The organism is Bordetella genomosp. 13 (assembly GCF_007679965.1).
Classification (GTDB): Bacteria; Pseudomonadota; Gammaproteobacteria; order Burkholderiales; family Burkholderiaceae_B; genus Bordetella.
The window spans coordinates 129,833-152,939 of record NZ_VEHL01000004.1 but is presented as its reverse complement, the minus strand read 5'-3'; the positions used below and the strand labels follow the sequence as shown (position 1 = coordinate 152,939).

Genomic DNA, 23,107 nt, shown 5'->3' with positions numbered 1-23,107 from the left:
AAGGCCCGCCGCGCGGCATCAGGCGTCGCGTTCCTCGGTCTTCAACTGGTTGTCGCGCGCGAAGTCGACGACGAACTTGTAGGCCAGCGGCTCGAGCTCGCGCAGACGCAGGTCGACCACGATGCCGCGCACGCCATCGATGACCACGGGAAGCACGTAGGGCGAATACGTCAGGTGGCTGCCGCCGCTGCCGGGCGGCTTGAACTGGGACATCACGCCGGCCAGGCGCTCGGCCCAGTCGCTGGGGCGGAATCGCGCACCGCTTTCGGTAACGCCATGGATAATGAATTGTCTGACAGGATTCGCCATGGATTCTTCACTGCGGGCTGCACACTGACGCCGGGATCGGCCGCGTCTGACAAGAAACCCCGAGACACGCTCCCGGGCACGACGGCACAGCAAGCGCAATGCCGGACCCGGGGAGCGGCCCGATGGTGAAAAGCGGCCCGCGCCGCGAATTGTATATGATTGATCCTTTCGCCCCGCGCTTCGTTCCCCAATAAACCGAAACCCGCGGACGGCCCCCGGTGCGTCCCCGCCGCTTTTTCGCTGCCTGCCCTCATGGCGCGCAACGCGCGTGCGGCAGCGGCAAGCCAGGGCGCACGGGGCAGTCGTCCACTGGAGCACCCGCGATGCCGTCGCCCTTGATCAACATCTATTCCCGCCTGCCGGTCTCGTTCACGCACGGCCAGGGCGTCTGGCTGTTCGACGCGCAGGGCCGCAAGTATCTCGACGGGCTGGCCGGCATCGGCGTCTCCTGCCTGGGCCACAACCATCCGCGCCTGGTGCAGGCCATCGCCGACCAGGCGGCGCGCGTCATCCATACCTCGAACATCTACGAAGTGCCGCAGCAGGCCGAGCTGGCGCAGCGCCTGGCCCAGCTGTCGGGCATGGAAGAAGTGGCCTTCGCCAACAGCGGCTCCGAGGCCAACGAGGCCGCCATCAAGCTGGCGCGCTACTACGGCCACCAGAAGGGCAATGACCTGCCCCACATCATCTCCATGGACTCGTCGTGGCACGGCCGCACGCTGGGCACGCTGGCCGCCACCGGCAGCGAGAAGGCGCGCAAGGGCTTCGAACCTTTGCCCGCCGGTTTCATCCAGGTGCCGTACAACACCCTGGACGCCGTATCGCGCGCCGGCGACGCCGAGCCCCGCACCGTGGCCGTGCTGATGGAAGTGCTGCAGGGCGAAGGCGGCATCCGCCCGTCCGACCTCGACTACGTGCGCGGCCTGCGCGATCTGTGCACCGCGCGCGGCTGGCTGCTGATGATCGACGAAGTGCAGTCCGGCATCGGCCGCACCGGCAAGTGGTTCGCGCACCAATGGGCGGACATCCGTCCCGACGTGATGACACTGGCCAAGGGCCTGGCGGGCGGCGTGCCCATCGGCGCCATGCTGGCGGCCGGACCGGCCGCGGGCGTGCTCACGCCGGGCAGCCACGGCACCACCTTCGGCGGCGGCCCGCTGGCCTGCGCCGCCGGCCTGGCCGTCCTCGACGCGCTGGAACAGGAGGACCTGCTGCAGAATGCCGAAGACGTCGGCGCCCATCTGCAGGCCGCGCTGTCGCGCGAGCTGGCCGGCGTGCATGGCGTGGCCGAGGTGCGCGGCCGCGGCCTGATGCTGGGCATCGAGCTGGACCGCCCGTGCGGCATCCTGGCCACGCGCGCCATGCAGGCCGGCCTGTTGATCAACGTCACGCGGGAACGCGTGGTGCGCCTCTTGCCCCCGCTGATCCTGTCCCGCGATGAAGCCGACGAAATCGTCCGCCTGCTGGTCCCGCTGATCAAGCAGTTCCTGGCCGACCAGGCATAATTTCCCGCGCGGGCGGGCGCCACGAGCGCCGGCCCGCCCTCCAGCCCCGCGAAACCATCATGACTCCTCCTGCGAATCAAAACGGCCCCTTGCGGCATTTCCTGCAGTTCAAAGATCTCTCGTCCGCCGAGCTGGCCTACGTGCTCGACCGCGCCCGCATCATCAAGGACAAGTTCAAGCGCTACGAGCCGCACATGCCGCTGCACGACCGCACGCTGGCCATGGTGTTCGAGAAGGCCAGCACGCGCACCCGCGTGTCGTTCGAGGCCGGCATGTACCAGATGGGCGGTTCGGTCATCAACCTCACCTCGAACGACTCGCAACTGGGCCGCTCCGAGCCCATCGAGGACACCGCGCGCGTCATCTCGCGCATGGTCGACATCGTCATGATCCGCACGTTCGAGCAGACCCGCATCGAACGCTTCGCCGCGCATTCGCGCGTGCCCGTCATCAACGGCCTGACCAACGAATTCCATCCCTGCCAGATCCTGGCCGACATCTTCACGTTCATCGAGCACCGCGGTCCCATCGCGGGCAAGACGGTGGCCTGGGTGGGCGACGCGAACAACATGTCGTACACCTGGCTGCAGGCCGCCGAGCTGCTGGGCTTCACGCTGCACGTCTCCACGCCCTCGGGCTACGAGCTGGAGCCCGTCCGCATCGGCACGCCGCCCGCCAGCACGCTGCGCCAGTTCAAGGACCCCATGGATGCCTGCCGCGGCGCGCACCTGGTCACCACCGACGTGTGGACCAGCATGGGCTACGAGGCCGAGAACGACGAACGCCGCGCCGCGTTCGCCGACTGGTGCGTCGACGAAGAGATGATGGCCGTGGCCGACCCGCAGGCCCTGTTCATGCACTGCCTGCCCGCCCACCGCGGCGAGGAAGTCACCGGCGAAGTGATCGACGGCCCGCAAAGCGTGGTCTGGGACGAGGCCGAGAACCGCCTGCACGCGCAGAAGGCGCTGATGGAGTTCCTGCTGCTGGGACAGGTCTCGGAATAAATCCGCGCCCGTTCGCGGACCCTCAGCTCGATTCGCGCCCCTTACCGGGGCGCGATGCGTTTCAGGCCACGCGCTGGAACATTGTCCGCTTGGTGTTGCGGAAGGCCGGCCGCACGCGGCTGCTCCAGTCGGTGGCGCGCACGGCCAGCCAGGGCGGGCTGCCGAAGGTCTCCTGCGTGTGCAGGTCATAGCAGGCGTGGTAGCGCGGCGAGCCGTCGCGGCACAGGTAGCGCTCGGCGCGCACCGTGCCGGGCACGCCCGCCAGGCCCGGCAGGTGTTCCTGGTCGTACCAGGCGTTAAGGTCCTGCTCCTGCTCGGGCAGCACGTCCGTCTCGACGATGTAATGCCAGGGCGCATCCTGGCCCTGCGACGCGCCCGCCAGCAGGCAGGCCGGCTCCAGCAGCCGTACCTGCGCGTCCGGGAACAGCGCGCGGGCTCGCGCGCCGGCCTGATCCAGCCTTGCCGCGGCAGCCTCGCGGCAATACACGTAGGTCTCGTCAAGTGCCAGCGCCGCGAAGACGGAGACCGCCACGCCGCCGCCTTCTTCCAGCGCGCGCCGCGCGGCTTGCGCGCCGGCCGCGTCCAGCTTCGCCGGCACTTTCACCAGCAGTACCTTGCCTTGCGTGTCCATCCATCCTCTCCTGTGCGCCCCGCCTGTCGCGGCGCGTGTCGATCATTGCGTAGGCGGCCCGGCCACCGTGCCCGGCGCCATGGACACGGCGAATGCCGCGGACGGCACGCGCGGGCGGCGCGGGCGCAAGCGGAAGATCATCGACCCGCCGCCGCCGCGCGCCAATGCCCTACGCGATATTTCAGATATAGACAAAACGAATACCCCCGCCGCCGGCCCTGGCAAACGCGCTAAAATCCCAGGTTGCATTCATGTATATGGCGGCGGCCTGCCGCTGTTTCATCCGGAGGCGGCCCCTTCCGCCGCCTTTTCGTTGGGCGTCCACAGTCGAAATCAATGACCACTATTCTCCCGAACCTTCCTACCGGCCAGAAGGTCGGCATCGCTTTCTCCGGCGGCCTGGACACCAGCGCCGCGCTGATCTGGATGCGTGAGAAAGGCGCGATCCCCTACGCCTACACCGCCAACCTGGGCCAGCCCGACGAGCCCGATTACGACGACATCCCGCGCCGCGCCATGCAGTACGGCGCCGAGAACGCCCGCCTGATCGACTGCCGCGCGCAACTGGTCGCCGAAGGCATCGCCGCCCTGCAATCGGGCGCGTTCCACATCTCCACCGCCGGCATCACCTACTTCAACACCACCCCCATCGGGCGCGCCGTCACGGGCACCATGCTGGTGGCCGCCATGAAGGAAGACGGCGTCAACATCTGGGGCGACGGCAGCACGTTCAAGGGCAACGACATCGAGCGCTTCTACCGCTACGGCCTCCTGACCAACCCCGAGCTGAAGATCTACAAGCCCTGGCTCGACCAGCAGTTCATCGACGAACTGGGCGGCCGGTCGGAGATGTCCGACTACATGCGCCAGGCCGGCTTCGACTACAAGATGTCGGCCGAGAAGGCGTATTCCACCGACTCGAACATGCTGGGCGCCACGCACGAAGCCAAGGATCTCGAGAACCTGAACTCCGGCATCCGCATCGTCAAGCCCATCATGGGCGTGGCGTTCTGGCGCGACGACGTCGCCGTGCCCGCCGAGGAAGTGACGGTGCGCTTCGAGGAAGGCCAGCCCGTGGCCCTGAACGGCGTCGAGTTCACCGACCCCGTCGAGCTGCTGGCCGAGGCCAATCGCATCGGCGGCCGCCATGGCCTGGGCATGAGCGACCAGATCGAGAACCGCATCATCGAGGCCAAGAGCCGCGGCATCTACGAGGCCCCGGGCCTGGCGCTGCTGTTCATCGCCTACGAGCGCCTGGTCACCGGCATCCACAACGAAGACACCATCGAGCAGTACCGCGAGAACGGCCGCAAGCTGGGCCGCCTGCTGTACCAGGGCCGCTGGTTCGACCCGCAGGCCATCATGCTGCGCGAAACCGCCCAGCGCTGGGTGGCACGCGCCGTCACCGGCGAAGTCACGGTGGAACTGCGCCGCGGCAACGACTACTCCATCCTGAACACGGTCTCCTCCAACCTGACCTACGCGCCCGAGCGCCTGTCCATGGAAAAGGTCGAGAACGCGCCCTTCACGCCGGCTGACCGCATCGGCCAGCTGACCATGCGCAACCTCGACATCGTCGACACCCGCGAGAAGCTCTTCACCTACGTGAAAACCGGCCTGCTGGCCCCGTCGGGCGGCGCCGCCCTGCCCCAGCTGCAGGACGGCGCGTCCGGCAAGAAGAAGTCTTGAGCCCTCATGCAGAAGAAGTTGTCGTCATGACGAAGATCCTCATCGTGGACGACGAGCCGCTCATCGCCGAGCTGCTGCAGGACCGCCTCGAGGCCGAGGGCTTCGAGGTCGTCACGCAGCACAACGGCCTGGACGCGCTGCAGACCATGCTGACGCTGCGTCCCGACGTGGTCATCTCCGACCTGATGATGCCCAGCATGGGCGGCGTGCCCATGCTGACGGCCATGCAGGAGAACGCCTACCTGGCCGATACGCCCGTCATCCTGATGAGCGGACGGCCGGAAGACGACGTGCCGCAGGACTGCCGCAACTACAAGGCCTTCCTGCGCAAGCCGATGAAGCTCGACGACGTGGTGGCCACGGTGCAGCGCGTCACGGCGGGCGAAGACGGTCAGGACTAGACTCGGCCGCCAGCCACAACCGCGCCTCTTTCTCCCTTCGCAAATACACGAGCGCCCGTCCAGGAGCCTGACCTGGACGGGCGTTCGACCTTCCGGCGCCACGATGCGCGCACGGGCGCGCTACAGCTCCACCTGCATGCCCATTTCCACCACCCGGTTGGGCGGGATCTTGAAGAACTTGGTGCTGCGCGTGCCGTTGCGCGCCATGAAGGCGAACACCGCGCGGCGCGAAGACCACATGGCCGGGCGATGGCCCGCCACCACGGTCTGGCGCGACAGGTAGAACGAGGTGCGCATGGGCTCCAGGTCGAGCTCGGGATAAGCCTCGGCCACCTCGCGCAGCGACTCGGGCACGTCGGGATCTTCCTTGAAGCCGTAGAACACCGACAACTGCCAGCTGGACGCGCTCAGGCGCTTCGCCGTGAAGCGCTCGTCGGGCGCGACGTAGGGCACGTCGGCCACGCGGATGGTCAGGAACAGCACCTGGTCGTGCAGCACCTTGTTGTGCTTGAGGTTGTGCAGCAGCGCGGGCGGCACGTAGCCGGAATTCATCGTCATGAAGATGGCCGTGCCATGCACGCGCGCCGGCGGGAATTCCTCGAGCTGCACCATGAATTCCTGCAGCGGCTGCCGGTCGCGCGCCTGCAGGTCGGCCAGCAGATGGCGGCCGCGCCGCCATGTCATCATCAGCGCGTACACCACCACGCCGACCGCCAGCGGCAGCCAGCCGCCTTCGTGCAGCTTGAGCACGTTGGAGCTGAACAGCAGCACGTCCACCACCAGCAGCACGCACAGCACGCAAAGCCACAGCACGCGGCGCCCGCCCATCACGGTGGGCAGCACGCAGAACGCCAGGATCGACGTGGTCAGCATGGTGCCCGTGACGGCGAAGCCGTAGGCCGCGGCCAGGTTCTCGGAATTCCGGAACAGCAGCACCAGCACCAGCACCGCGCACAGCAGCAGCGCGTTGACCTGCGGCAGGTAGATCTGCCCCTTCTCGAGCGCGGAGGTGTGCAGGATCTGCATGCGCGGCCAGAAACCCAGCTGCACCGCCTGCCGCGTGACCGAGAACGCCCCCGAGATGACGGCCTGCGAGGCCACCACGGTGGCCACCGTGGCCAGCGCCACCAGCGGCACTAGGCCCCAGTCGGGCGCCATCAGGAAGAAGGGATTGCGCAGCGCCGACGGGTCCCGCAGCAGCAGCGCGCCCTGCCCGAAATAGCAGGCTGTCAGCGCGGGCAGCACCATCCAGAACCAGGCCGTGCGGATGGCGGGACGGCCGAAGTGGCCCATGTCGGCATACAGGGCCTCGGCGCCGGTCAGCGCCAGCACCACCGCGCCCAGCAGCAGGAAGCTGGGACCGGGGTAGTCGAGGACGAAACGCACGGCCAGCAAGGGATTCAACGCCGCCAGCACCTCGGGATTCAGGATGATCTGCCACACGCCCAGCGCGGCCAGCGTGGCGAACCACAGCGCCATGATGGGCCCGAACAGCTTGCCCATCGTGCCCGTGCCGCGCGACTGGATGGCGAACAGCAGCACCAGCACCACCAGCGCCATGGGCACCACCCAATGATCCAGCCGATGCGATACGACACCGATGCCCTCGAGCGCGGACAACACCGAGATGGCCGGCGTGATCATGCTGTCGCCGTAGAACAGCGCCGCGCCGAAGATGCCCAGGCCCACCAGCACCGCGCGCATGCGCCCCTGCCTGCCGCGCACGGCCAGCTCCAGCAGCGCCAGCGTGCCGCCCTCGCCGCGGTTGTCGGCGCGCAGCACCAGCGTCACGTACTTCAGCGACACCACCAGCATCAGCAGCCAGAACAGGATCGACAAAATGCCCAGCACGTGGCCCGGCTGCACTTCGTCGAAGGTGGTCAGGCAGGCGCGCAGCGTATACAGCGGACTGGTGCCGATGTCGCCATACACCACGCCCAGCGCGCCCAGCACCAGGACGCGGCGGGACGAGGCAGTGCCGTGGGCGGGATGGGCGGGATGCGGAGCGCTCATTCTGGTTGACCTCCGTGCTGCGCACTTCGGTATTCGCCTTTGGGGCGGCCCGGCAGGCTCATTTTGATGGACCTCCGTGCTGCGCACTTCGGTATTCGCCTTTGGGGCGGCCCGGCAGGCTCATGGAAGGCGCTCGTGACGGGTTAATTGGGTGCCCTTGCGCGGGCCGGGAAACACGACGGACAGCCGCGTGCCGGGGTATTCGGGCCGGCTGGCCAGCTTCCACCAGGCGCCGTGCGCGTGCGCGATCTCGCGCACGATGGCCAGGCCCAGGCCGGAGCCGCCCGCCGCCGCGGTGGGCGAACGATAGAAGGCTTCGAACACGCTGTCGCGTTCTTCGGGCGTGATGCCCGGGCCGTCGTCCTCGACGGTGAGCGACGGCGGGTTGGTGCCGACAGTGAGCGTGATGCGGCCCTGCGGCTTGCCGTAGCGCAGCGCGTTGTCGATCAGGTTGCCCAGCAGCTCGTCCAGCAGCAGCGGATCGCCGTCGATCCACACCGGCAGGTCCGGCGCGGCCAGGTCGATGTCGACCTGCTGCGTGCGCGCGCGCGGAATCCATTCGGCGCCGCTTGCGCGCACCCATTCGCACAGGTCGATGCGCACGAAACGGTCCTGGGGCTGCGCGTCGGGGTCGGCACGCGCCAGCACCAGCAACTGCTGGCCCAGGCGGATCATGCGGTCGCTGACGACCTTGATGCGCTCGGCGCGCACCCGGACGTCGTCGGGCAGCGGCCGGGCCAGCATCAGTTCGGATTCGAGGCGCAGGCCGGACAGCGGCGTGCGCAGCTGGTGCGCGGCGTGGCCGATGAAGCGGCGCTGCGCCTGCAGCGAGGCATCCAGGCGGCCCAGCAGGTCGTTGATGTGGGTGACCAGCGGCGCGATCTCGGCGGGCAGGTCGGCCACTTCCATGGGCTGCATGTCGTCGATGGAGCGCTGGCGGATTTCCTCGGACAGGTCGTTGACCGAGCGTAGCCCGGACCGCACGCCCTGGATGATGACGCCCGCGAACAGGACGATCAGCAGCACCTGGCACACCACCATGAGCCAGAAGAAGTCTTCCAGCATCCACAGCGACAGTTCGATCTTGTGGGTGATGACCCACGTGGCGGCCAGGTCCAGCAGCACCAGGACCAGGATGGGCGGCATGAGCCGCTTGACCAGGTGGCGCGCCAGCGAGCCCGTGGGCAGCCAACGGTCGCCGGGCGGATTGGCCGGCGGCGTGGCGGAAGGATGCTGAGGCATGGAGAGGTAAGGAAGCGGCAGGCAGAGGGCCTACCGAGCGGCCGCGGCGTTGCGGGCCAGGAGGCGCGTCACGCCGCTTCCACGTCCAGCAGGTAGCCGAAGCCGCGTACCGTCTGGATGCTGGCGCCGGTGCCTTCCAGGCGCTTGCGCAGGCGGTAGACGTAGACTTCGACCGCGTTCTCGCTGAAGTCGGCATCCCAGGCCGACAGCGAGTTGACGATCTGACGCTTGGTGACCACGCGGCCGACGCGGGCCATCAGCATCTCGAGCACGGAGAGCTCGCGCACCGACAGCGACAGGCGCTGGCCGTTGACGCGGACTTCGCGGCCGACGGTGTCGAACACCAGCGGACCGACCTCGATGAAGGGCTGGGCCTGGCCGCTGCGGCGACGCGCCAGCGCACGTACGCGGGCGGCCAGCTCGGGCAGGTCGAAGGGCTTGGTGACGTAGTCGTCGGCGCCGGCATCCAGGCCCGCCACGCGGTCGTCGAGACCGTCGCGCGCGGTAAGGATGAGCACCGGCACCTGGTTGCCGTCCAGGCGCAGCTGGCGCAGCACCTCCAGGCCGCCCAGACCAGGCAGATTCAGATCCAGCAGGATCAACTCGTACGATTGGCCGACCATGGCGCCTTGGACTTTGTCGCCCTCGGTAAGCCAGTCGACCGCGTACCCCTGGTCGGACAGGAACTCCTGGAGGGCATGCCCCAGGGTGGTGTCGTCTTCGATGACTAGAACTCGCATGGCGCAGATTCTAGCGCTTTCCCGGCCCCTGCGGGGCCGGTTTTTAGCGTGTCAGGAGACCGTCAGCGCGGGGCGCCTGCGGCGCCCTGCGCCGCGGGCGCGGCGGGCGACGGAATGGGCGCCACGCCGGGGGCCGGCGTGGTCACGAAGCCGATGCGGCTCATGCCCGATCGGCGCGCCGAGGCCATCACCTTGGCCAGCGTTTCGTAACGGGTGGCCTGGTCGGCGCGGATGCGGATCTCGGGCTGCGGCTTGTCGCGCGCCACGGTCAGGAAGCGATTCGGCAGGTCATCGATGTTGACCGGCTGCTCGTTCCAGAACAGGGCGCCGTTGGCGTCGATGGCCAGGTCGATCGTCTTGGGATCTTCCTGGATCTGCTCGGCGCTGACTTGCGGCATGTTGATCTTGATCGAGTGGGCCAGCAGCGGCGCCGTGATGATGAAGATCACCAGCAGCACCAGCATGACGTCGATCAGCGGCACCATGTTGATGTCGGATACCGTGTGGCTGCCCGAGCCTTTGTTGTCGAAGCCGCCGAATGCCATTATTCGCTCCGGGCGCCGACGGCGGGCGCGGCGGATTGGCGCAGCGCGCGCACCTTGCCGCTGGGCATGGCGACTTGCTGGCCGGTGGTCAGGAACGCGAACAGGTCATGTGCGAAGGCATCCAGGCGCGACAGGTAGACGCGGTTGTTGCGCACGAACGCGTTGTAGGCCAGCACCGCCGGAATGGCCACGGCCAGGCCCAGGCCGGTCATGATCAGGGCCTCGCCCACCGGGCCGGCGATACGGTTGATGGTGACGCCATCGGAAAGGCCGATGCCAACCAGCGCGTGATACACGCCCCACACCGTGCCGAACAGGCCGACGAACGGCGCGGTGGAACCCACCGAGGCCAGCACCGTCAGGCCGTTCTCCAGCTTGGCGGTCTCTTCGTCAATGACCTTGCGCATCGTGCGCGTGACGAACTCGCCGTTGGAACCCACCTCTTCCAGCTTGGTGGCGCCGAAGCGGGCGTGGTGGCTCTGCGCGTGGATGGCGTGGCTGGCCAGGTGCGAGAAGGGATCGCGCGCGCCGTGCGTGGCGATCTCGTTCTCGACCTGCGCCAGCGACGACGCGTTCCAGAACTTGTTCAGGAAGGCGCCCGTGCGCTTGCGCATGCTCATGTTGCCGAAGGCCTTGACCACGATCAGGTACCAGGTCACCAGCGACATCACGATGAGGATGATGAACAGCGTCTTGCCGACGAAATCGGCCTGGGTGACGAAGTGCATGAAGCCCATGTCGGGCACCGGCAGCGGCGCGTTGGCCGCGGCGGCGGCGGCGGGCTGCATCGGCGCTGCAGCGGGCGCGGCGGGTGCGCCGGTCGTCGCCTGAGCCAGCAGCGTGGCGTTTTGGATGGCGTTGGACATCTCAGTTCCTCATCGTGAAATCGAACGGAATTCGGGCGCGGGCCGGCAAGGCCACCCCGTTTCGCATAAGTGGTTTGAAGCGGGCTTTGCGGACTGCGGCCAATGCCGACTCGTCCAGGCGCGAATAGCCTGAAGACGTATCGATGCGCACGGTTTCCGGCAGGCCTTGGGTATTGATGTCGACCAGCACCACCACACGGCCTTCCTCGCGCATGCGCATCGAGATCGATGGGTAATTGGGCTTGGGCTGGCCACCCAGGTATTCGACGTTGGTCAGCGTTTCCGGCTCGCTGGGCTGCGGCGCCTGGCGCGGGGCCTGCGTCACCTTCTGCTCGCCCACGGGGCTGGGCGGCGGCGGCGTCACGGGCTGCGGCTTCGGTTCCGGCTTCGGCTCGGGCTTGGGCTGCGGTTTCGGCTGCGGCTTGGGCTTGGGTTTCGGCTTGGGCTTGGGCGCGGGCTCCGGCGGCTTCTCGACGATGGGCTCGGGCTCCGGCTCCGGCTCGACCTGAGGTTCGGGCTCGGGCGGAGGCGGCTCCTCGACGGGCGGCGGCGGAGGCGGCTCTTCCACCGGCGCAGGCGGCTCGGGTTCGGGCTGTGCCTGCGCCAATTCGGGCACGGGCGCTTCGATCACGCTGACCATCACCGGCTCTTGCTCGAGCATCTGGGGCGGCTCTTCATTGCCGAAGTAATACGCGACGGCAACCACCGCAACGTGCATGGCGACAATGAACACACCTGCCGCGCCGCGCCACAAGAAGGAAGACAGGGAAGAAGAAGCGTACTGGCCGTATTGGGGGCTAGGCATGAATCAGCCGAGGAACTATCTATGGACAATCAGGCCGACGCTGCCGCGCATCCGCAGAAAGCGCGCGCAGCCCGCCGGCGGCTTCGGAATCCGACACGATATACTAAATGCGAATGATTCGCAAGTTAAGTTGCCGCAAGTTTCGCAATGGCAAGATGCCGACGATACGGGAGCCGCAGGATGGCGACAACCGCCGGTGTGCAAGCAGGTGTGGCGCATGCCGCGCCGCGTGCGGTCAGCGGCCGGGCTTGCCCCAGCCCTGTTCGGGCAGGATCTTCACGCATTCCCGATAGGCCGTGTCCGCGAAATCCGCGACCACCTGCTCGCGCTCGTCCCGCGTGCGATAGGCAGGGAACTCGTAGGCGCCCACCACGATCATGCCCATCAGGTTGCGCACGGCGTCGTTGTCGGTGTTGCGCGTCAGGTCCATCACCTGCGCCATCGGCATACCGAGCTGGCGTGCCGTCATGATCTTGCGGGATGCCGCGTCGACGATCCGGCACATGGCCAGCACATCGTCGGAATACGCCTGTCCGGCCCGCGCCGCGCCGGCGGCGCAGGCCAGCAGGCAGGCAACGATCGATCCCAAGGCACGCATCATGGTGCAGTCTCGCGTTCTGGAAGAGGCAGCGGATGGAAGATGCACGGGCAGGCTCGGCGTCCGCAGGGCTCGAACCGTGCGGCGGCGGTGTCGGCGCGTACGCAGCGCCGCCTGCCTTGTGTCGGCGCACCGGGCGATACGGCCATGAAAAAAGCCTCCACGGAAACCCCGACAGTGGATGTGCCGGATTTCCAATCACCCAGGTCTGCAGGAACGAGGCCTGCTTGGGAAATCGTGGAGGCTTTCAGCTTTGATTCTGTGCGCGATGGTGGTGGGTGCTACAGGGGTCGAACCTGTGACCTACGCCTTGTAAGGGCGCCGCTCTACCAGCTGAGCTAAGCACCCCGGGACCTGCATTGTGGGGCCACTTCTGCAACGCGGACCGCAGTATAGCGGAGCGCTGCGCGGGTGGGCAAATCGAGGGCGCGCGCCCTCGCCTTTGCCGCGACATCCGCCGGCGCCTGTCAGTTGACGGCGTCCTTCAGGGCCTTGCCCGGGCGGAACTTCGGCACCTTGGCCTTCTTGATCTTGATGGTTTCGCCGGTGCGCGGATTGCGGCCCGTGCGAGCGGCGCGCGCCGAGACGGCGAACGTGCCGAAGCCCACCAGCGTAACCGTGCCGCCCTTCTTCAAGGTGGTCTTGACGGCACCGATCAGCGCGTCCAGCGAACGGCCGGCGGCCGCCTTGGAGATGTCAGCCTTGCTGGCGATGTGATCGATGAGTTCGGTTTTGTTCATGCAGGATTACCCCTCACGGAATATAGGCCAGCCGCGCACGCAGCGTGGATCGCATGCCGTGCGTCAGCGGACGGTAGAACGAGTGGATGTCTGGTTTCTTGCGCTGCTAAGCACAACTTGTGAACTGCTACGTCGCGATTGCTTCGAGTCTGGAGCGCCATGCTGGCCGCTGCGACGTAGAGACGTATTAGGCATCCGGGCAAGGCCGCTGTCAAGCACAAACCGGGTTACAAGCCGCGCCAGCATTGGGTTTGCCGGCATCTGCGCATCCCCGCGCGGCTGCAGCGCCGCGCGGGGATGCGCGGCATTCACTTCATGCTGCCTTGCAGGGCCTGGTCGAAATCGTGCAGCAGGTCGGCCTCGTCCTCGATGCCCACCGACACCCGGATCAGGCTGTCCGCGATACCCATCTGCTTGCGGCGTTCGGGTCCCATCTCGTAGTAGATGGTGTGCGCGGCGGGCAGCGCCAGGCTGCGCGTGTCGCCCAGGTGCGTGGCCATCAGCACGATTCGCAGGCGGTTGAGGAAGTCGAAGCAATCGATGCCGCCGGCCAGCTCCACGCCCAGCAGTCCGCCGAAGCGGCCCTTGAACAGCGCGGCGGCGCGCTCGTGCTGAGGATGGCTGGACAGGCCCGGGTAATGCACCTTGGCCACGCCCGGGTGGGTGTCGAGGAAACGCGCCAGCGCCAGTGCGTTGGCGCAGTGGCGGTCCATGCGCAAGGCCAGCGTCTCGGCGCCGATGGCGATGCGGTGCGCGGGCTCGGCGGCCAGCGTGCCGCCCATGTCGCGCAGGCCCTTCTTCTTGACCTGCGTCAGGCCCCAGCCGGTGGACGGGCCCTTCTTGTACGCATCGTAGATGTTGCCGTAGTCCGTCCAGTCGTACAGGCCGGTGTCGGTGATCGAGCCGCCCAGGGCGTGGCCGTGGCCCGCGATGTACTTGGACAGCGAGTTCATCACCAGCGAAGCGCCCACGTCGCGCCCCTGGAACAGCCAGGGCGAGGTCAGCGTGTTGTCGATGAGGTAGACCAGGCCGCGCTCGCGGCACAGATCGCCTATGCCTCGCAGGTCGGCGATCTGCGTGCCGGGATTGGCAATGGTCTCGGTGAACACCATGCGCGTCTCGGGACGCAGCGCGGCGCGCACCTGCTCGACGTCGGTGGCGTCGACCGTGGTGATCTCCACGCCCAGGTCGGCCAGTGTGCCCAGCAGGCTGTTGGTGTTGCCGAAGATGTACTGGCTGGACACCAGGTGATCGCCACGGCGCAGCAGCGTGCCGAACACGGCCGCCAGCGCAGCCATGCCGGTGGCGAAACTGACGGAATTCTTGCCGCCTTCCATCAGCGTGACCTTCGCTTCCAGCGCGGTGGTGGTGGGCGTGCCCTGGCGCGCATACGTGAAGCCCGCCTTACCCTGGAACACCGCGGCCAGTTCGCGCGCGTCGTCGTACGCGAACTCGGACGACGGGTGCATCGGCTTGTGCACGGCGCCGTGCTCGACGGACTGGCTGCGGTCGGAATGGAGAATGCCGGTGGTAAAGCCGTTCTGATGCATGGTGTCGGTATTTCGGAAGGAAGAGAAAATGGGCTCAGGCCTGGCGCTGGCGCACGGATTCGTACAGGCACACGGCGCTGGCGACGCTGACGTTCAGGCTCTCGACCGAACCCAGCATGGGAATGTGCACCAGCTGGTCGCAGGTCTCGCGCGTCAGGCGGCGCATGCCCTCGCCTTCGGCGCCCATGACCCAGGCCATGGGCTGGCGCGCGTCGACGGCGTGCATGCCGTCGCTGGCCTGGTCGTCGGTGCCGACCAGCCATACGCCGCGGTCCTTCAGGCCGCGCATGGTGCGCGCCAGGTTGGTGACGGTGATGTAGGGCACGGTGTCGGCCGCGCCGCACGCCACGCGCTGCACGGTGCTGGTCAGGCCCACCGCGCGGTCGCGCGGCGCGATGACCGCATGCACGCCGGCCGCGTCGGCCGTGCGCAGGCAGGCGCCCAGGTTGTGCGGGTCCGTCACGCCGTCCAGGATCAGCAGGAAGGCGGGACCCTCGATGACGTCGAGCACTTCGTCCACGTCCACGGCGAGCTGGCGTTCGTCGGCCAGCGCCACCACGCCCTGGTGGCGCGTGCCGCGCGACAGGCCGTCCAGGCGGTCGATGGCGACGGGATGCACGCGCCGGCCGGCGCGTTCGGCCGCCTCGATCAGGCTTTGCATGCGCTTGTCGCGCCGCGAGGCCTCGACGTAGATTTCCTTGATCGATTCGGGGGCGTGGCGCAGGCGTGCGATGACCGCATGGAACCCGGCGAGGACTTGGGCCGAAGCCATAGAGCGTAATACCTTCTGATGAGCGATGGGCGCATTGGCCGCGCGCCCTTCAGGACGTGCCGCGGCGGCGCCGATCCCGCCATGTTACCGCTGCGCGCGCCGCGACGGGGCCAGCGGGGCGCGGGAGCCTGCCCTGCCCCCTCGCCCGTCGAGGCGCAGTCAGGCCCGCAGCGTGGCCGCCACGGTGGCGGCCAGCGGCGTGGTCGGCCGGCCGATCAGGCGCGACAGCGCGCGCCCGTCGTCGAACAGCGCGCCCTGCGACGCGCCCACGTCCCATGAAGCGATGCCTTCGGCCAGGAATTCGGGCAGGCCGTGCTGCCTGAGGACGGCGGCATAGTCGGCCTGCGGCAGGTCGCGATACGGAATCTCGCGGCCGGCATGGCCAGACAGCAAGGCGGCCAGTTCGGCCATCGTCCACGCCGTATCGCCGGCCAGTTCGTAGATCCTGCCCTCATGGCCCTGCCCCGTCAGCACGGCCACGGCGGCCGCGGCATAGTCCTGGCGCGTGGCGGACGAGATCCTGCCGCTGCCGGAACTGCCCACCAGCTCGCCCTGCGCCAACGCGCCGCCGAACGAGCCCGCATAGTTCTCGGTGTACCAGCCGTTGCGCAGCACGGTGTAGGCCAAGCCCGATTCCTTCAGCAGGGTTTCGGTGGCCATGTGCTCGCCGGCCAGGCTGAGCGGCGAGCGGTCGGCATGCAGCAGACTGGTGTAGACGACGTGCCCGACGCCCGCGCGGCGGGCGGCATGGATCACGTTGCGATGCTGGGCGACGCGCTGGCCGACCTCGCTGGACGAGATCAGCAGCAAGGCCCGCACGCCGGCCAGCGCGGCATCCAGCGAGGCCGGATCGGCGTAGTCGGCGGCGCGCGCGGTCACGCCCAGGCCGGCGGCCTTCGCGGGACTGCGCACCAGCGCGACGAGATCGGCCGCGGGGACCTGCCGCTTCAGTTTCTCTACGACGATGCGGCCCAGCTGGCCGGTGGCGCCGGTGATGGCAATGGTCATGGTGGCACTCCTGTACTTGGTTTCCAGAGGAAGGAGCGCTAGACTCTACGCGCCATACTAATTTTTTGTAAGTACGCACATAAAGGTAAGTATCGACATGGCCGACCCTCATTCCGCCGACCGCCCCGCCTCGCTGTCGGAGAAACTCGACCGCGGCGATCTCATGGCGGTCGCCTGCCCGTCGCGCGAGGTGCTCAAGCACATGACCAGCCGCTGGGGCGTGCTGGTGCTGATCGCGCTGCTGCCGGGCACGCAGCGCTTCAGCGACCTGCGGCGCAAGATCAGCGGAGTCAGCGAGCGCATGCTGGCCCAGACCCTGCAATGGCTGGAAGGCGACGGCATCGTGCAGCGGCGTGCGTTCAAGGTCGTGCCGCCCCACGTGGAATATTCGCTGACCCCGCTGGGGCGCGAGGCGGCCGAGCGCGTGCAGGGCCTGGCCGACTGGATCGAAGTGAACATGCCTGCCATCGCGGCGCACTGGGACGCCGCCGGCATGCAGGCGGAGCAGGAAAAAAGCCGACCCTCGGGTCGGCTCTCTGCCCAGCGCAGCGTCCGGGCCTAGCGGGCGCGCGGCGCCTTCTTGGCCGGCCGCGGGGCCGTCTTGGCCGGCTTGCTGGCCCGCTTGGCCTCGGCGCGGCGCTGCTTGGCCGTCTGCCCCTTCAGGGCCTGCGGCTTGGGCGCCGCGGCGCGCTTGATGCGGCGCGGTGGTTCGTCGGGGCTCTTGGCGGCCTGCTTGCGCAGCGCGTCGAAGCTGGTGCCCTTGACCAGGCGGAACTCGATGCGGCGCGCCTCCAGGTCCACGCGCGCCACCTGCACCTGCACCTTGTCGGTCAGGCGATAGCGCATGCCGGTGCGCTCGCCGCGCAGCTCGTGCAGGCCGTCGTTGAACTGGAAGTATTCGCCGCCCAGCTCGGACACGTGCACCAGGCCTTCGACGTGCAGCGTATCCAGCGTGACGAAGATGCCGAAGCTGGCCACGCCGGTGACGGTGCCGCTGAAGTCCTCGCCCACGCGTTCCTTCACGAACCAGCATTTCAGCCAGGCCTCGACGTCGCGCGAGGCCTCGTCGGCACGGCGTTCGCGCGACGACAGCAAGAGGCCCGTCTTCTCCCAGATGTCGTGCTCGTGCTCGCGTTGGCTGGCGCCCACGACGGCGACGGGCTGGTCTTCCAGCCTGGGCACATAGCGCTCGCCCACCAGCAAGGCCTTGATGACGCGGTGGGTCAGCAGGTCGGGGTAGCGGCGGATCGGCGACGTGAAGTGCGTATAGCCGGGATACGACAGGCCGAAGTGGCCGACGTTGTCGGGGCTGTAGATGGCCTGCTGCATCGAGCGCAGGCACATGGTCTGCAGCAGCGGGAAGTCGGGCCGGCCGCGCACGCTGTCGAGGAACTCGCCGTAGTCGCTGGCCGTGGGCTCGTCGCCGCCGCCCATCGACAGGCCCATCGTGCGCAGGAACTCGCGCAGCGACTTCAGGCGCTCGGGCGTGGGGCCTTCGTGCACGCGGTACAGGCCCGGATGCTTGCTGCGCAGCATGAAGTCGGCCGCGCAGGTGTTGGCCGCCAGCATGCACTCTTCGATCAGCTTGTGCGCGTCGTTGCGCACCGAGGGCACGATCTGTTCGATGCGGCCCAGCTGGTTGCAGACGATCTTGGTCTCGACCGTGTCGAAGTCGATGGCGCCGCGCTTGCGGCGCGACTGCGCCAGCAGCTGGTACAGCTCGTACACGTGCTGCACGTGCGGCATCACGCTGCCCAGCGCCGCGGCCGCAGGGCCGCCGGGCTGCTGCAGCGCCGCCCAGATGTTGGTGTAAGTGGTGCGCGCCTGCGAATGCATGACCGCGTTGTAGAACTGGTAGGCGGTGATGGTGCCGGCCTTGGCGCCGGTGGCCGGGATCACCATGTCGCACACCAGCACCAGCCGGTCGACGTTGGGGTTGAGCGAGCACAGTCCGTTGGACAGCGACTCGGGCAGCATCGGGATGACGCGGCGCGGGAAGTACACGCTGGTGCCGCGCTCGAAGGCGTCCACGTCCAGCGGGTCGTCGCTGCGCACGTAGTGGCTGACGTCGGCGATGGCCACCAGCAGGCGCCACGCGGGACGCTTGCGCGTGCCGGTGCCCAGGTCGACGGGCTCGCAGTAGACGGCGTCGTCGAAGTCGCGCGCATCCTCGCCGTCGATGGTGATCAGCGGGACGTCGCGCAGGTCGACGCGGCCCTTCAGGTCGTTCTTGCGCACGACGTCGGGCAGGCGTGCGGCCTGCTTCAGCGCGGGCTCGCTGAAGTCGACCGGCACGTCGAACTTGCGCACGGCGATCTCGATCTCCATGCCGGGATCGTCGATCTCGCCCAGCACTTCGTACACCCGGCCCAGCGGCTGGGTGTGGCGGGTCGGCTGCGCCATGATCTCGACCGACACCACTTGGCCGTGCTGCGCGCCGTTGGTGTCGGCGGGCGGGATCAGGATGTCATGCTTGATGCGCTGGTCCTCGGGCACCACGATGGACAGGCCATGCTCGTGCAGGAAGCGGCCAACCAGCTTGTTGGTGCGCCGCTCGATGACCTCGACGATGGTGCCTTCGGGCTTGCCGCGGTATTCGCCGGTGGGCTTGACCAGCACGCGGTCGCCATGCAGCACCTTGGACATCTCGCGGGCGGCCAGGAAGATGTCCGGGCCGCCGTCGTCGCGCAGCAGAAAGCCGAAACCGTCTCGATGGCCCTGGACCTTGCCGGCCACGAAATCCAGCTTGGTGGCCAGCAGCAGCACGCCCTTGCGGTTGGGCATCAGTTGGCCATCGCGTTCCATGGCCGTGAGGCGGCGTTCGAAACCGACCAGGGTGGCGGGCCGCTCGACGCCCATGCGCTGCGCCAGTTCTTCCGGCGACAGAGGCGCGGCAGCCGAACGCAATGCAGTCAGGATGGCTTCGCGCGAGGGGACATCTGGATCGAAATCGGGCGGCGCATCGGGCAAGACGGACGTGGAGCGGTTGTTATTCGAGTCGTTATTCGGTCGCTTTGCCAAAGGTGAAAATCCTGTATATAATGCTTAGCTTCTGTTCGCCGGAGCTGAAAAAGATACCGGCAGTTTTCCGGTAATCACTTCGGAAAAGCGTATCACAAAGCCAGTGCGGCCTTATTGCACCAGGCCTTGATAAACAGAAAAGCAGTAGTAGAAGCAGTGATGCAGTGCCCAGGTGGCGGAATTGGTAGACGCGCATGGTTCAGGTCCATGTGCCGCAAGGTGTGGAGGTTCGAGTCCTCTCCTGGGCACCACCCGCATTCATCGAAAGGCGGTTACCAACGGTTCATGCATATGCGCCGCGCCTCTCGAAGCCAGCTCGTGTTGGCAAGTCACCGATGTAAGCCCGCTTATAAGACGCTCTCTCAAGACGTCCTCATATGCGGGCTTTTTGTTTTTCCGGCGGGTGTTGTTTTGCTGGCGCCGGGTTTTGCGGCGCACGGCCCTGGCGCTTGCCGCGCTCCGCCTAACCGCCCTAGCCGTACCAGAACCGCGTCAGGTGAAAGAAGATCGGCGCGGCGAACGCGATCGAGTCCATGCGGTCCAGCATGCCGCCATGCCCGGGAATGCTTGCCCCCCAGTCCTTGGCGCCCAGCGAGCGCTTCACCGCCGACAGCACCAGGCCGCCGATCACGCCCGCCACCACGATGGCCAGCGCCAGCAACCCGGCCTGCCATGGCCGGAAGGGCGTGAAGGAATACAGCGCCGTCCCCACCGCGGTGGCCAGCAGGCCGCCGCCGATCAGGCCTTCCCAGGTCTTGCTGGGACTGAGCGCCGGCGCCAGCTTGTGCCGGCCGAACAGCTTGCCGCACACGTACTGCAGCACGTCGGAAATCTGCGTCACCAGCAGGAAGAACAGCAGCAGCACGCCGTCGGCCGCGTCGTAGCCGGGAATGTCCAGGAACATCAGCGCGGGCGCATGGCTGATGCCATACACGCACACCATCACGGACCATTGGATCTTGGCGGTGCGCTCCAGATAGTGCTGGGTGTCCTGCGCCACGGCGGTCAGGGCCGAGATCACCAGGAAGCCATATACCGGCAGGAAGATGGCGAACAGGCCATACCAGTTCGCGCCCACCAGGACGTACTGCGCCGGAATGGCGACGAAGAACGCCGCGAACAACGCGGGCCGGTCGCCCGGCCGGGTGGGCGTCAGCGAGAGGAACTCGCGCAGCGACAGGAAGGACGCGAACGCGAACAGCACGATGGCCGGCGCGCGGCCCGCCGCGATGGCCGGAATGCCGATGCCCACCAGCAGCCACCAGGCATCGACGCGCTCGGCCAGGTTGCGAATGGTGGGATTGTCGCGGCCCACTCGCCAGACCAGGATATGGCTGAACACGGTGGATGCCGCCAGGAAGCCGATGATGCCCAGGGCGAGCCGCCAGAAATCGGTATTCATGGATTCCATTCCATCTCAATGGCCGGGCGACAGGCGGGTGACCGCCTCGTGGGCGCGGGCCAGGAAGTCTTCCTTGGATTCATCGTCGACGCGCGCCAGCACCGGGCCGAAGTGCACCTTGTTGATCAGCGGCAACGGCAGCAGCGCGCCCTTGGGCAGGATGCGATGCAGGTTCTCCAGGTACACGGGCGCCAGGTTCATGGCCGGAAACTCCTGCGCCAGCCGGTACAGGCCGCTCTTGAAGGCGCCGGGCAGTTCCTGATCGCCGCGCGTGCCTTCGGGAAAGAAGATCAGCGAGGCGCCCTCTTCCAACGCCTGGCGGACCGGCGCCAGCGGGTCGCCCCCGGTGGCGCGCTGCCGGTCGATGAAGACGACGTTCAGAATTTTCTCGGCCACCCACCGCCGGCCGTTGGTCTTGCACCAGTAGTCGCGCGCGGCCACCGGCCGCACCCGCGAGCGGGCACGCAGCTTCAACGCGGCCAGGATCACCAGCGTATCCAGGTGGCTGGTGTGGTTGGCGAAATACAGGGTCTGCCGATGCGCCGGCGGCATGTCCCCGCTGGGATACGCCCCGACCAGGAAACGCACCAGTCCGCACAGCAGCTCGCGCAGCACGCGATAGCTACGCCCGCGCTGGATCATTGCGCCTCCTCGGTGAGGCCGGCGGCGATGGCGCGCGTGCGCGTCCAGCAGGTCCAGGCCGAGCCCACCGCGATGATGATGAGCCCGATGCGCAAGGCGGCGGGATCCAGGGGAAACGACGGCGCCAGCGGCGCGCAGGCCGCCGCGGCCAATGCCACGGTGGCCACCGCCATGCGATGCTGCTTGGCCATGGGGCCCAGGAACCGCTGCGGCTGGCCCATCGCGCCGCCGAAGACCCGCACGTACGCCGTCAGCGCGGCCAGCAGCGCGCACAGCCAGCCCAGTTCGACGCTTTGCGCGGCATGGCCCAGCGACACCAAAATGATCGAATCGGCCAGGCGATCGGGAAACTCGTTGTACAGCGCGCCCATCGCCGAGCCCTTGCCGCCCTCGACGGCCACCAGGCCATCGAGCACGTTGGCCAGCAGGCGCAGCTGGATGCCCAGGATGGCCAGCGACGCGCCGCCCGGCCCGCCGATGGCCAGCAGGCCCAATGGAGCCAGCAGCGAGGCGGCCACGCTGGCAACGGAGATCTGGTTGGGCGTGACGCGCGTGGTGGCCAGCCGCCGGGCCATGCCCCGGATAATGGCGTTAGACCGTGAAGACACTGCCCTGCGTTCCATGCGCGCCACCCCTGTCTGGTCGGACCCGCGAAGCATTATGCCGATCGCCGCGCGGCCTCACAAATCCTGGGACGCCGGATCGCCGCACGCCGTGCAGCCTCCGCGACGCGGCTGGCGAGCACACCGTCGACGCGCTATCGCGACCGCGCGCCCGCCCGACGCACGTGGTGGCGTTCGTACACGTCCGCGCCCATGGCGGCGATCTGCCCATCGACCAGCGCATCGAAGGGCCGCAGCAGCGCGTCGAACGCAGCCTGCGCCTCCAGTGCGTTCAGCGCCTGCACGATGGCTTCCAGCGTGGACAGCGCACCGGATTCGCGCGCCTGCCGCACACGATAGCGCGACACCGAACCCGCCGGCAGCGCGACGCGCGGCAGCTCGGCCAATTCGGGATTGAGCCGCAGCAGATTGCGCGCATGGCGCCAGGTGCCATCGGGCACGACGAGCAGGCAAGGCGCGGCGGGCCGTGGCGAGGGCGCTGCGCATTCGCAGCAGGCTTCCTCGCTGCCGTGGCCATGGCCCTTGGTGGCGCCGCCATCGTGGGCGCCGCAGTTGCCTTGAGCGTCCCCGTTACTGCCGCCGTGGCCTTCGACAATGCCGTTGCCGTCGCCACCATCGCGGCTTTCGCCGCCGGAAATCATGTTGCCGTCGCCCCGAACCAATATGCGCGCCGCGGCACCGGGAAACAGCAGATGCGGCACGTAGCCAGGCGTCCGCCAGGCATCCGATGTGAACCGATCTCCCACCAGCAACCGCGCGTTGCGCAGGCCAAGCACGGCCAGGCGCGCGGTGTTCAGGGCATGGCGGGCCTCGCCGGGATGCTGCAGCACGACTACCCGCGTGCGGCTGGGCAGCGAGGGAATCATCGGGCATAGGCAGCGGGTCAGCGGGCGGGCGCAGCGGGAGCAAGCGGGTCGACTCATGGCCGAACTATAAATATTTTGAAAAAAGACGCCAGCCGCTTGCACAAACCAAAAAACGTGTGCATAATCTCGTTCCTC

The 23,107-nt window shown here is 67.9% G+C and carries 23 protein-coding genes and 2 tRNA genes; 6 read left to right on the top strand and 19 right to left on the bottom strand.

From position 1 onward, the window contains the following. Window positions 1–18 precede the first annotated feature (18 nt). Window positions 19–309, bottom strand: a complete 291-nt coding sequence (locus FS845_RS12065; protein ID WP_144635048.1) for a DUF3579 domain-containing protein — start codon at window positions 307–309, stop codon at window positions 19–21. A gap of 323 nt (window positions 310–632) precedes the next feature. On the opposite strand from FS845_RS12065, the gene FS845_RS12060 reads away from it, so the two are divergent. Next, on the top strand, window positions 633–1,814 hold the full coding sequence (locus FS845_RS12060) for an aspartate aminotransferase family protein (RefSeq protein WP_144635045.1): 1,182 nt from the start codon (window positions 633–635) through the stop codon (window positions 1,812–1,814). Window positions 1,815–1,873: 59 nt separating this feature from the next. Beyond that, on the top strand, window positions 1,874–2,818 hold the full coding sequence (gene argF, locus FS845_RS12055; RefSeq protein ID WP_144635042.1) for an ornithine carbamoyltransferase: 945 nt from the start codon (window positions 1,874–1,876) through the stop codon (window positions 2,816–2,818). Window positions 2,819–2,879: 61 nt separating this feature from the next. On the opposite strand, the gene FS845_RS12050 is transcribed toward argF, so the two are convergent. Further along, window positions 2,880–3,449: a DUF4286 family protein gene (locus tag FS845_RS12050; protein WP_144635039.1), complete on the bottom strand. Its 570-nt coding sequence runs from the start codon at window positions 3,447–3,449 to the stop codon at window positions 2,880–2,882. Window positions 3,450–3,785: 336 nt separating this feature from the next. On the opposite strand from FS845_RS12050, the gene argG reads away from it, so the two are divergent. Together argG and FS845_RS12040 are read left to right on the top strand one after the other, a co-directional pair. Continuing rightward, window positions 3,786–5,138, top strand: a complete 1,353-nt coding sequence (gene argG / locus FS845_RS12045; protein ID WP_144635036.1) for an argininosuccinate synthase — start codon at window positions 3,786–3,788, stop codon at window positions 5,136–5,138. A gap of 26 nt (window positions 5,139–5,164) precedes the next feature. Continuing rightward, on the top strand, window positions 5,165–5,539 hold the full coding sequence (locus FS845_RS12040) for a response regulator (RefSeq protein ID WP_144635031.1): 375 nt from the start codon (window positions 5,165–5,167) through the stop codon (window positions 5,537–5,539). Between the two features lie 120 nt (window positions 5,540–5,659). Here the strand turns inward: FS845_RS12040 and FS845_RS12035 are convergent, their stop codons facing one another. The 12 genes from FS845_RS12035 to FS845_RS11980 all read right to left on the bottom strand — a co-directional run bounded on the left by FS845_RS12035 (window position 5,660) and on the right by FS845_RS11980 (window position 16,418). Beyond that, window positions 5,660–7,552 (bottom strand): potassium transporter Kup, encoded by a 1,893-nt coding sequence (locus FS845_RS12035; protein ID WP_144635027.1) that lies wholly within the window; start codon window positions 7,550–7,552, stop codon window positions 5,660–5,662. A 120-nt stretch (window positions 7,553–7,672) separates the two neighbouring features. Then, the gene (locus FS845_RS12030; RefSeq protein ID WP_144635024.1) at window positions 7,673–8,794 is read right to left on the bottom strand and encodes a sensor histidine kinase; all 1,122 of its coding nucleotides are present in this window, start codon (window positions 8,792–8,794) and stop codon (window positions 7,673–7,675) included. Window positions 8,795–8,862: 68 nt separating this feature from the next. Then, on the bottom strand, window positions 8,863–9,534 hold the full coding sequence (locus FS845_RS12025) for a response regulator transcription factor (protein ID WP_066415600.1): 672 nt from the start codon (window positions 9,532–9,534) through the stop codon (window positions 8,863–8,865). 62 nt (window positions 9,535–9,596) lie between these two features. Further along, the gene (locus FS845_RS12020; RefSeq protein WP_144635021.1) at window positions 9,597–10,079 is read right to left on the bottom strand and encodes an ExbD/TolR family protein; all 483 of its coding nucleotides are present in this window, start codon (window positions 10,077–10,079) and stop codon (window positions 9,597–9,599) included. Beyond that, on the bottom strand, window positions 10,079–10,945 hold the full coding sequence (locus tag FS845_RS12015) for a MotA/TolQ/ExbB proton channel family protein (RefSeq protein ID WP_144635018.1): 867 nt from the start codon (window positions 10,943–10,945) through the stop codon (window positions 10,079–10,081). The genes FS845_RS12020 and FS845_RS12015 overlap by 1 nt, the downstream gene beginning before the upstream one ends. A 1-nt stretch (window position 10,946) precedes the next feature. Next, entirely contained in the window at window positions 10,947–11,750 is an 804-nt protein-coding gene (locus FS845_RS12010; RefSeq protein ID WP_144635015.1) for an energy transducer TonB, read from the bottom strand. A 235-nt stretch (window positions 11,751–11,985) separates the two neighbouring features. Beyond that, window positions 11,986–12,351, bottom strand: coding sequence for a hypothetical protein (locus FS845_RS12005; RefSeq protein WP_144635012.1), 366 nt, complete (start codon window positions 12,349–12,351; stop codon window positions 11,986–11,988). Between the two features lie 269 nt (window positions 12,352–12,620). After that, window positions 12,621–12,696: transfer RNA gene (locus tag FS845_RS12000), tRNA-Val, on the bottom strand. Between the two features lie 119 nt (window positions 12,697–12,815). Beyond that, on the bottom strand, window positions 12,816–13,088 hold the full coding sequence (locus FS845_RS11995; protein ID WP_003812968.1) for an HU family DNA-binding protein: 273 nt from the start codon (window positions 13,086–13,088) through the stop codon (window positions 12,816–12,818). 308 nt (window positions 13,089–13,396) lie between these two features. Next, window positions 13,397–14,638 (bottom strand): cystathionine gamma-synthase family protein, encoded by a 1,242-nt coding sequence (locus FS845_RS11990; protein WP_144635009.1) that lies wholly within the window; start codon window positions 14,636–14,638, stop codon window positions 13,397–13,399. Window positions 14,639–14,672: 34 nt separating this feature from the next. Continuing rightward, window positions 14,673–15,410: a 23S rRNA (guanosine(2251)-2'-O)-methyltransferase RlmB gene (gene rlmB / locus FS845_RS11985; RefSeq protein WP_144635006.1), complete on the bottom strand. Its 738-nt coding sequence runs from the start codon at window positions 15,408–15,410 to the stop codon at window positions 14,673–14,675. 159 nt (window positions 15,411–15,569) lie between these two features. Then, entirely contained in the window at window positions 15,570–16,418 is an 849-nt protein-coding gene (locus FS845_RS11980) for an SDR family oxidoreductase (protein WP_144635000.1), read from the bottom strand. 97 nt (window positions 16,419–16,515) lie between these two features. Here FS845_RS11980 and FS845_RS11975 point away from each other — a divergent pair, with 97 nt between their 5' ends. Beyond that, window positions 16,516–16,980, top strand: a complete 465-nt coding sequence (locus FS845_RS11975; protein WP_144634996.1) for a winged helix-turn-helix transcriptional regulator — start codon at window positions 16,516–16,518, stop codon at window positions 16,978–16,980. Here the strand turns inward: FS845_RS11975 and rnr are convergent. After that, entirely contained in the window at window positions 16,977–19,439 is a 2,463-nt protein-coding gene (gene rnr, locus FS845_RS11970; RefSeq protein WP_144634993.1) for a ribonuclease R, read from the bottom strand. The genes FS845_RS11975 and rnr overlap by 4 nt on opposite strands. Before the next feature lie 166 nt (window positions 19,440–19,605). On the opposite strand from rnr, the gene FS845_RS11965 reads away from it, so the two are divergent. Next, window positions 19,606–19,690 (top strand) — tRNA-Leu (locus tag FS845_RS11965). Window positions 19,691–19,911: 221 nt separating this feature from the next. Here the strand turns inward: FS845_RS11965 and FS845_RS11960 are convergent. The 4 genes from FS845_RS11960 to FS845_RS11945 all read right to left on the bottom strand — a co-directional run bounded on the left by FS845_RS11960 (window position 19,912) and on the right by FS845_RS11945 (window position 23,029). Continuing rightward, on the bottom strand, window positions 19,912–20,841 hold the full coding sequence (locus FS845_RS11960; RefSeq protein WP_144634988.1) for a phosphatidate cytidylyltransferase: 930 nt from the start codon (window positions 20,839–20,841) through the stop codon (window positions 19,912–19,914). Between the two features lie 15 nt (window positions 20,842–20,856). Further along, window positions 20,857–21,483, bottom strand: a complete 627-nt coding sequence (locus FS845_RS11955) for a lysophospholipid acyltransferase family protein (RefSeq protein ID WP_144634984.1) — start codon at window positions 21,481–21,483, stop codon at window positions 20,857–20,859. Next, entirely contained in the window at window positions 21,480–22,091 is a 612-nt protein-coding gene (locus FS845_RS11950) for a CDP-alcohol phosphatidyltransferase family protein (protein WP_260986258.1), read from the bottom strand. Before FS845_RS11950 ends, FS845_RS11955 begins: the two co-directional genes overlap by 4 nt. 149 nt (window positions 22,092–22,240) lie before the next feature. Next, complete coding sequence (locus FS845_RS11945) at window positions 22,241–23,029, bottom strand: tRNA-uridine aminocarboxypropyltransferase (protein WP_260986270.1); 789 nt, start codon at window positions 23,027–23,029, stop codon at window positions 22,241–22,243. Window positions 23,030–23,107 lie beyond the last annotated feature (78 nt).